Source organism: Mesorhizobium sp. WSM4806, from assembly GCF_055811635.1.
This window is the reverse complement of sequence record NZ_JBVVQZ010000045.1, coordinates 1-8,925: the sequence shown is the minus strand read 5'-3', so window position 1 is coordinate 8,925 and position 8,925 is coordinate 1. Positions and strand designations below refer to the sequence as shown.

The window sequence follows — 8,925 nt, the reverse complement described above, 5'->3', positions numbered from 1 at the left end:
TCATCCAGCCGCGCCGTCGCCTCGCTCACCGTCGAGGCCGAGAAGGAATGGCCGCACAGTTCCTCGGTGATCGCCTTCACCTTGCGCGTCGACACGCCTTGCACGTACATCTCGACCAGCGCCGATACCAGTGCCTTCTCCGAACGCTGATAACGCTCGAACAACTCCGTTGAGAACCGGCCGGCCCGATCTTGCGGAAGCCTCCGTCATCTCGGCTTCCAAAGCCTCCTGCACGACAGTCTGCAAAACTCTGCGAAAGCCGTCCTCGTCCGACAACAGCAACGCTTTCAACTCGCCTCTGCTCAGTCTAACGTGTCGCTTGGTCATGGCACTTACCCTTCTACGGGAATCGGTAATCGCAACGTCACCAGCGGTGCCATGGCCGCCCCTCGCCTCAGAGTAAGGGCTGTTCTCTCTCCAGAGCTTTTTGCAGAACCTTCAGGACACTATCGTCCAATTGTCTGCCCGGGACCATCTCGCTGCTAGATGACCACAATACAAAGACTGCATTTGACGCATCCGACCAGTAATTGGATCGTGTCCCCGCCAAGTGGTTTAGCTCGGCGGAACACGATCGGTCGGAGCAATGAGCAGAGCCGCGGGCGCAGATACAGATATAGATCCGCCAGGGACATTTGCGCCGCTCAGGAACTCGACGTTTCGGTCGATCTGGCTGGCCTCTCAAGTCTCCTCCCTCGGCTGGCTGATGCAGACTGTTGCCATAAGTTGGCTGATGGCAACAGTCTCGACTTCCGATTTGATGGTCGCGCTGGTACAGGCTTCGTCGAGCCTGCCAGCGTTAATCTTGGCCGTCTTCGCCGGGGCTCTGGCCGACAATTTCAGCCGTCGCAGGGTCATGTTCGCCGGCCGCTGCCTGATGGTAGTCGCATCTGCGATGCTGACGGCTTTTGTGGCGCTCGGCTTTGTCGACCCGTGGATCATCCTCGGCTTCAGCTTCTTGATCGCATGCGGCGGCGCTCTCAACGATCCCGCCTGGCAGGCCTCGGTTGGCGAAATGGTGGACCGACGCGATGTTCCCGCTGCCGTCACCCTTCTCTCCGTTGGCTTCAACACTGTCCGGACCATGGGCCCGGCGCTCGGCGGTATCGTGGTTGCCTCGTTCGGACTTATGGCGGCTTTCGCCGTAACCACCCTCACCTATCTGGTCCCTTTGGTCACCCTATTGCGCTGCAAATGGAAGGTTCGCTCTTCGCCTCTCCCGCGTGAGCCGATGAGGACGGCGATCTATGACGGGCTGCGCTTCACGGCGATGTCGTGGGAAATTAAGACGGCGACCGCCCGTGGGACCCTTTTTGGCCTGGCGGGCATCGCCATACTCGCACTGTTGCCCCTGGTTGTCCTCGATCAGTTGGGAGGCGGACCGCTCGCCTATGGCACGCTCATGACCGGCTTCGGGACAGGCGCTATCTTCGCCGGCGTCTCCAACAGCCTGTTCAGACGGAGCTTGTCTCAAGAACGACTGATGACGCTCGCCTGCGTTGCCTGCGCTGCATGTTCGCTTTCCCTTGCATTGACCTCTTCGATTGCAGTGGCCGCAATCGCGCTCTTTTTGGGCGGCGCGGGTTGGGTCACCGCCTGGTCCGGGGTTGGCGTGAGCGTGCAGATGGCAAGCCCGCGCTGGGTCGTGGGGCGCACCATCTCGATCTACTATGCTTTGATAAACGGCGGCATAGCGGCCGGGAGCTGGATTTGGGGCACGGTGGCCGAGAACCATTCCCTGACCCTGGCGCTGGAGGGCTCCGCTGGAGCCCTGCTGCTGGTCGCCGCTGCCGGCGTCCTGTTTCCGCTTCGCGAGCGCCGCGAATCCGAGCCCGATCCTTTGGAGGAATTCGACGCCCCGGCAGTCGCGCTTCATCTGAAGCCGAGAAGCGGCCCCATCGTGGTCAAGGTCGAGTACCTCGTAGATGAGGAAAATCTCGAAGCTTTCCTGGACCTCATGCGCAAGCGCCGGCATGTCCATAGCCGCGTCGGTGCTCGGCACTGGACGCTCCAGCGCAACCTGCAGAAGCCTTTGCGGTGGACAGAGACATTCCGTACGCCGACCTGGACCGACTACCTTCGCCTCAATCATCGTCTCACAGAAGCAGACAAGGAACTGGACGAGAAAATCCTCCTTCTGCACAAAGGAAAGCATGCACCGCAAATAACGTTGTCAATCGAGCGGCCAACAAGTGCCCCTCGCAAGGCCGAGCAATCGACACCTTTTTTCCCTCGCCATTGAACGGTGTCAAGCGAAGCGAGGATTTGACCCCCCTATTGCCTCACCGGAGAATGGTACCGAGCGGGTGCTGCCGACATGACCCGCGCGATTAATCCAAAGATGATCCGCTCCGCCGTTTCCACGCGCCATGCCTTCACAGGCAGTTGCACTGTCCTCAGGCTCTTCTTCGTGAAGCGCGCCGGATCGGCACTTATCAGCCGCTGGAGCACCGTGACTGCCGAAAGTGTTGGCTCGGCCTCAAGCCATGCCCGAATCCGCGCCACGTAAGGCTCCAGCATGCTCGGCCTCGTCGGGTAGCGTTTGATCCGCCGATAAGGCCTTCGATGCGTGAGGCGTGTCTCCCCAGCCTGCCAGGCCATCCTCAGGTTCGCGGCAAAGCCTTAGGATCGGTGGCGACAGGTTCCTCGGGCTTCGACCATCGACCCGCCTTCCAAAGGTCTTCCTGTGCCGCACGAATCCCGGCAAACAGCATCATCACCGGACCCTCATTCCGGCGCGGCGGCGTTACCCGCCGCGAGCCACAACACGCACCTGCGACAGGAGCCGATCCGTCGTCGCTGCGCTGATCGTCAGCAGCTTGTCGCGAAGCTCGCCATCCACACCATCAAGCTCCGTTCAAGCGCCGCCAGCAAGACGGGGATCAGCGGCTTCAGTCGTTTCGAGCAGAGGCGGTCGGACGCCTCCCACAACACCACCAGCCTCTCGAACCTGAGCGCCATAACGGGCGGCATGCCGCCTATCGGAAGGCGGCTTCGTTTCATGACCCCCGAGCTATAGCGCGACGATCAGGATGAGACGCCGCACCTTGATTGTCGCGGCGCACCACCCGCCCGCCAGGGCAAAAGCAACGCCGGAAGCGAACTCAAAACTGGATAGAATCTGGGGGCAACGTCAGATGCGGCTTGCCCATGGCGCTTCTCTTCCATGGGCAAACTGGATCTTAAATGTAACCGGACAAAAATGCTCAATCTGTGAGATACCACGCGATTTAGCGTTGCAAAACCTACAACGTCACCACTACTCACGGGCCGTCATTCAGAATCAGAGGTTTAGCTGGTCCGTGTAGGCAAGAGGGAACGATGAACAGCCAAAAAGTCGCTAAATGCCTCCAGAAAGTTTTTCGCTTCGACCTCACCGAAGGGGAGCGAGAGAGAGAGAAGGCCGCGTGGCGCTACATAGAAGCCGCGCAGCAGCATCTCCACATGCCATAGCTTCCGCCAGCGTACATCTCTTTCCTTAAGTTGCGCCGGTGTCTCAACCACGCCATCGACAAAATGCAGATTCATCAACGAGCCTCGGCCGAGAACTACAGCGGCAACCGCGTGGCGCTCGAGAGCGGTGTTCATCTCGCTTCGCAACCAGTCGCCTGTGGCGTTGACTCTTCGGCTTGCTTCTTCAGTCAGAACTTTCGTGAACCCAGCCAATCCCGCAGCCATGCTTAAGACGTTATTATTGAAGGTACCGCCGTGCACCAACGAATTGGGCAGCGCAGGATCAAAGCGATCCATGATCGAAGCCTTACCGCCGAAAGCGCCGAAACTTGCGCCGCCGCCGATATACTTTCCAAGCGCGACCATATCGGGAAGGATACCGAGTTCACCGTGCAACGCTCTATAACCTAAGCGTGACGTTTGCACCTCGTCGAAGATCAAGATAACACCGAGTTCGTCAGCCAGATCCCGGATACGCGGAAGGAATGTTGGCTTGGCGACAATGCAGCCTCCGGCTCCTAACATTGGCTCCAGGATGACCGCAGCGAGATCATTGGCGTGTTGTCGCATAACCATCTCCACGCCGGCTTCATCGTTGTAGTCAGCCAACAAAAAAGGGAAAGGTAAATTGAGCGGTGAGCCACCGGGTTCAAAACTCAACACGGCGCCATGATAGCTTTGTTTAAAAGCCAGTATCTTGGTTCGGCCCGTGATTGCGCGCGCGGTTGTCAATGCCATGATGTTGGCTTCCGTGCCGGAGTTACAGAAGCGCACGCGTTCGATCGCCGGGAAGCGGTCGACAATAGCGGCGCCCAACTGTGCCTCGTAACGGTTTGGCCCACCAAGCATGACGCCATCTCTGATGGCGCCAATCATGGCCTCAGCTATCGTTGGGTCGGAATGTCCGTACAGTCCCGCAGTGTATTCCGACAAGAGATCCACGTACTGATGGCCATCAAGGTCTTTTACGTAGCAGCCATCTCCGGACACCAAAGTGAGCGGAAAGGGATTGTACCAGAGTATGGAACGGGTGTTGCCGCCTGGAAGCGAGTGCTTGGCGTCTATATGGCGGGCCAAGCTTTTAGGATTGCGGTCGACAAATCGCTGCAGTGCGTCGTTGAGTACGGAGTCGAGATCTGCATTTTGTTTGATTGAACCCGTAGTGGCTGACATTTGTTAGAAACTCCCATCCAGAAATTGAGTGGTATTTTAGCTTCAAATGCAAATTTCGTGCCCCTCGCGGGAGGGTGCTTGCGAAATTAGTTTTGCATTGAGACCTGATGACCTGCCACGAACTTTCATCCAGTGGCGATTAGAGCCTCGGCCGTTTCTGTTACGCCGTAGGCGCGGTTTGAGCAACCGGCGGAGACGCGCATTGAGCGCAGCGTCGGAGCCGGTTGCGGCGAGGGTTCCGGCGAAGGCCGCCGGGGTCTGGTAGCCGAGCGAGGAATGCGGCCTCGCGGTGTTGAAGTCCTGCCTCCATTCGGCAATGGCACTGCGGGCGTGGTCGAGGCCGAAGAACAGGCTCTCGTTCAACAGCTCGTCGCGCATTCGGCCGTTGAAGGATTCGACGTAGCCATTTTGCATCGGCTTGCCCGGCGCGATGTAGTGCCATTCGACGCGATGATCCTTCGACCAGGCGAGGATCGCGTTCGAGGTGAACTCTGTGCCGTGGTCGGAAACAATCATGTCCGGCTTGCCGCGCCGGGCGATCAGGTCAGTCAGTTCCCGAGCAATGCGCCGACCGGAGATCGACGTGTCCGGGATCGCGGCAAGGCATTCGCGCGTCACGTCGTCGACGATGTTCAGCACCCGGAACCGCCGCCCGCAGGCGAACTGGTCATGGACGAAGTCCAGCGGCCAGCGCGCGTTCGGCTTCGCCTCAACCAGGATCGGCGCCCGCGTGCCGACCGCTCGTCGCCGTGCCCGGCGCTTGCGCACCGTCAGCCCCCCCTCGCGGGAGCCGGTAGATGCGATTGACCCCTGATGGCTCGCCCTCTCGCTGGAGCAGATGAACAGCCGTCGATAGCCGAAGCGGCGGCGCTCGTTGGCTAGGTCGCGCAACCTTGTGCGCAGCTCCGTCTCCGGCGGACGCCGGGACCGATAGCGGACCATCTTGCGATCGGCACCGACGAAGGAACAGGCCCGACGCTCCGACACGCCCATGACGGCCTGCAGATGCGCGACGGCTTCGCGCTTGGCGGCGGGTCCTACCATTTTTTTGAAAGAAGCTCGCGCAGTGCCGACGCTTCGAGCATCAGGTCGGCGAGCAGCTTCTTCAGCTTTGCGTTCTCGTCTTCCAAGGCTTTCAGCCGTTTGGCATCGGAGACGTCCATCCCGCCATATTTCGCCTTCCAGTTATACAGCGTCGCCTCGGAGATCCCATGCTTGCGCGCCAGGTCGCCCGCCTTTGCTCCCGCCTCATGCTCACGCAGAACCGCGATGATCTGCTCTTCCGTAAACCGCTTTCTCTTCATCAGTCCGTCCTTCAATCGAGGCCGGACTCTAATCTCAGATGGAGGAAATTTCCTGTGGCAGGTCAGTGACAGCATCGTGAGGCAGCTCGTCAGCTGATCGATGTCGACAAATTCGTTGGCCTTATGCGCTTGCTCGATGGAGCCCGGACCGCAAATGATGGCCGACATGCCCGCCTCCTGGAAAAGTCCAGCTTCAGCCGTCATAGCCTGTCAGCCAATTCATGTTGGCGGGGTCGCTGACGATGAGCGTGTCAATGCCGCGCTTTTCCATTGCAGAGCGCGTTTTGCGAAGGCGCTCCGCGTACTCGTCCAAGCTGAAATTGAGGGTGTTTGTCGCCATAGCTTTCCCTTCTGCGCTCCCGTTACCCATCCCGGTTGAGAAAGGAGCTAACGCTCCGGGACACGATCTCTGCGAGCGTCGCGAACGTCAAATGTTGTTTATAGATTCGAGCCATCTCGCATTCAGATAGCTTACTGCGCCACGCCACACGGTGCACGCGGAGTTGAACGTCTCTTATCGGGCGCGCTCTTTATCGCCAAACCGTTGCTGGTTCGTATCTTATGAGAGCCGCGAGGGCGCTCCATGCGGGAAAGCGCGCTTACAAGCTTCCACCGAGAGGGAGGGCTGACAAGTGTCGGGCGCTGAGGGCGCTGAGGCAAGCGATAAGACGATATGACGGAGCCCCGATCCTCGTCTAGCCAAGGCCGAAGGCACGCTGGGCACCAAATTCGTGCATCATTTCTGGCAGGAAAACCCGACCGGGGCGCACAGCCATCAGGCGCCGAGATGGTTAGCCGCGATAATCAATATTTGACCACCGCGGGAGGTGCATGATGAAATCCGAACAGATTTGATGTGCGATGACGATTTGAAAAACCCCACGACGAGCACGCTTGAGAACGCTATCGGATGTTGCCTCCACGCTGTCAAACTTCAGCCAAAGCTTAGAACCTTGGATGCGAAACGATGGCCTTTGGGGAGCGGATTTTTTTGCGCATATGTCCGGCGCTGTCGTTGCCGTGCGGCTTCACCGAGTCTGGCCTGCCCGTCGGAATGCAAATCGTGGCCGCGCCGCGTGGCGAGGCGCAGTTACTTGCTGGCGCCAAGGTTCTGGAGGACATTTTGGACTGTGTCCTTCAACACCGATTGATCCGCGGGGGTCCGAATCGGCGGTCCAGCGCGGCCTAGCCCGTCCTTATTCATGAGCGTTGTGGTTCGAGCGCCGGTGAGCATTCGATCATGCAGGTATGAGGCGTCTTTTTCACCGCAGCTGGGACTGGACTTTGGAACGCGCTGGAGGGTCAGGGTTTGGGTTTAGGCGCGGCCTTGATGCCCCGGCGCTCATGGTGCTCCGGGCTGCAGCGTGAGAGCGATTTGTCGGAACAGGCTGGCCTCGGGACAGGCGGCGGCGAAGGCCAGTCGGATGCGCGAGACGGTTTCGATGACGCGGGCGCAGAGCTTGAGGAGCCTGAGCCGCAGCGTGGCGAACTCGGCGTTGCTGAGGTGATCGGTTTTGGGCACCGCCTCGCGCAAGGTGAGCATCAGCCAGTATGCGGCGGTGTGCAGGACGAGGCGCACCTGGTTGGCAATCGGTGAGCGGCAGCTGGTGCGGTCGGAGGCAAGCTGGCTCTTGTGCATCTTGATCAGGTTTTCGGCCTGGCCACGGGCGCAGTAGATCACGTCGTAGACATGCGCGGCGGAGCCTTTGTCGAGATTGGTGACGACGAAGCGGATGTCGAGGCCGCGGATGGTTGCCTCGATGCGGGCGCAGACGCGACGTTGCGTCTTCCAGGATTTCGCCTTGTATCGGGTCTCGGCATAACCGCGCAGCACCGGCTTCTGCTCGAGCGCGCGGCGGGTGCGGATATCGTCGGCGGCTTCATCAACGAGACGCTGGAGAAGCTTGTTGCCGGGCAATCCGAAGAGGTAGTCGAGCGCATTGTTCTCGCACCAGGCCATGACCTGCGCCCGGCCATAGTGGCCGTCGCCGCGGACCAGGATGCGGGTGGCCGGCCATCGGATGCGCCGGACAAGCCGGCGCAGATGCCCGGATCTCCTTACCCGTCGGGGTCTTGCCAGGACGCAGGATCACGGCGACCGGACGTCCGGTCGCGGCGTCATAGATGTGGATCGGCAGGAAGCAGCGCTCGTCGTAATGGGCGTTGAAGAGCGAGAGCTGCTGATGGCCGTGAACGACATCAACCGTGTCGTCGATGTCGAGCGTCACGCTTTTGGGCGGCGCGGCATAGCTCGACAGCCACAGATCGACCAGCACCCAACCGAGCCGGATGACGGTGCGCAGGTCTGGCAGGTTCTCCAGGCGCGAGCAGGTCGGCTGCGAGCACAGATCAATCCCGCTGTCGGGCAGCCGCCCGCAGGCGAGCTTGAAGGCCGGGTCGGTGCGCAGCCGATCGAGATCGTTGGCATCCTCCTAGCCGCATGCGATCGCAAAGATGCGGGCGCGCAGAATGTCGGCCATGGCGTGCGTCACCCGCTGTGAGTCGCGCGGATCGTGGATCGCAGCCGCCAGCCTGTCGGCCAGTTGCAGGCGCTCGGCCGCGGCCAAAAGCATGACGCCGCCATCCGAGGTGATGCATCCGCCATCAAACGCAGCTGTGATCTTCTTGCGCCCAACGGCTGGAAATGAGAGCGGCAGCACCGTATCGTCGGTCATGGCGGGTGTGGCTCCGCGAGATGTGGTGGCAGGGCTGGCTTAGACAACCGAATCCTACGCCAGATCAATCGCTTAGGCTACATCCACCAACCTCTCAGACGCTCCGTCGTGCATAAGATGGGCTAGATGACGGTAATACACAAACTGCATTTGACGGGAGCCCCACTCCGAGGGACGTTCAAGCGCAAATAGGTCAATGAAAATAGTTGGGCTGCACGACTGAGTAGCCAATATCGAATCCCTGTCCAGTGACGGAGCATTGAGGAGGAACAAACAAATGCCAATAGACCGCAGACGTTTCATCCAAGGGGCATCTGGTA

Annotated in this window: 5 protein-coding genes and 4 pseudogenes; 2 read left to right on the top strand and 7 right to left on the bottom strand. The window is 60.0% G+C overall.

Annotated elements, in window-relative coordinates; genetic code table 11:
- Nucleotides 1-327, bottom strand: a pseudogene (locus AC0L2M_RS34265) (transposase); the annotation flags it as partial.
- 259 nt (nt 328-586) lie between these two features.
- Between AC0L2M_RS34265 and AC0L2M_RS34260 the strand changes: the two are divergent.
- On the top strand, nt 587-2,242 hold the full coding sequence (locus AC0L2M_RS34260) for an MFS transporter (RefSeq protein WP_473537229.1): 1,656 nt from the start codon (nt 587-589) through the stop codon (nt 2,240-2,242).
- A 32-nt stretch (nt 2,243-2,274) separates the two neighbouring features.
- On the opposite strand, the gene AC0L2M_RS34255 is transcribed toward AC0L2M_RS34260, so the two are convergent.
- The 5 genes and pseudogenes from AC0L2M_RS34255 to AC0L2M_RS34235 form a co-directional block, all read right to left on the bottom strand.
- Entirely contained in the window at nt 2,275-2,520 is a 246-nt protein-coding gene (locus tag AC0L2M_RS34255) for a hypothetical protein (protein WP_473537228.1), read from the bottom strand.
- 291 nt (nt 2,521-2,811) lie between these two features.
- Complete coding sequence (locus AC0L2M_RS34250) at nt 2,812-2,973, bottom strand: hypothetical protein (protein WP_473537227.1); 162 nt, start codon at nt 2,971-2,973, stop codon at nt 2,812-2,814.
- Between the two features lie 318 nt (nt 2,974-3,291).
- Nucleotides 3,292-4,626 carry an aspartate aminotransferase family protein gene (locus AC0L2M_RS34245; protein ID WP_473537226.1) on the bottom strand — a complete coding sequence of 445 codons (1,335 nt, stop codon included), beginning with the start codon at nt 4,624-4,626 and terminating at the stop codon, nt 3,292-3,294.
- 125 nt (nt 4,627-4,751) lie between these two features.
- Nucleotides 4,752-5,930: pseudogene (locus AC0L2M_RS34240) on the bottom strand (IS3 family transposase).
- A 193-nt stretch (nt 5,931-6,123) separates the two neighbouring features.
- Nucleotides 6,124-6,270, bottom strand: a complete 147-nt coding sequence (locus AC0L2M_RS34235; RefSeq protein WP_473537225.1) for an aminopeptidase P family N-terminal domain-containing protein — start codon at nt 6,268-6,270, stop codon at nt 6,124-6,126.
- 645 nt (nt 6,271-6,915) lie between these two features.
- On the opposite strand from AC0L2M_RS34235, the pseudogene AC0L2M_RS34230 reads away from it, so the two are divergent.
- A pseudogene (locus AC0L2M_RS34230) lies at nt 6,916-7,136 on the top strand (amidase family protein); the annotation flags it as partial.
- Nucleotides 7,137-7,272: 136 nt separating this feature from the next.
- Here AC0L2M_RS34230 and AC0L2M_RS34225 read toward each other — a convergent pair.
- Nucleotides 7,273-8,605, bottom strand: a pseudogene (locus AC0L2M_RS34225) (IS1380 family transposase).
- Nucleotides 8,606-8,925: the final 320 nt, after the last annotated feature.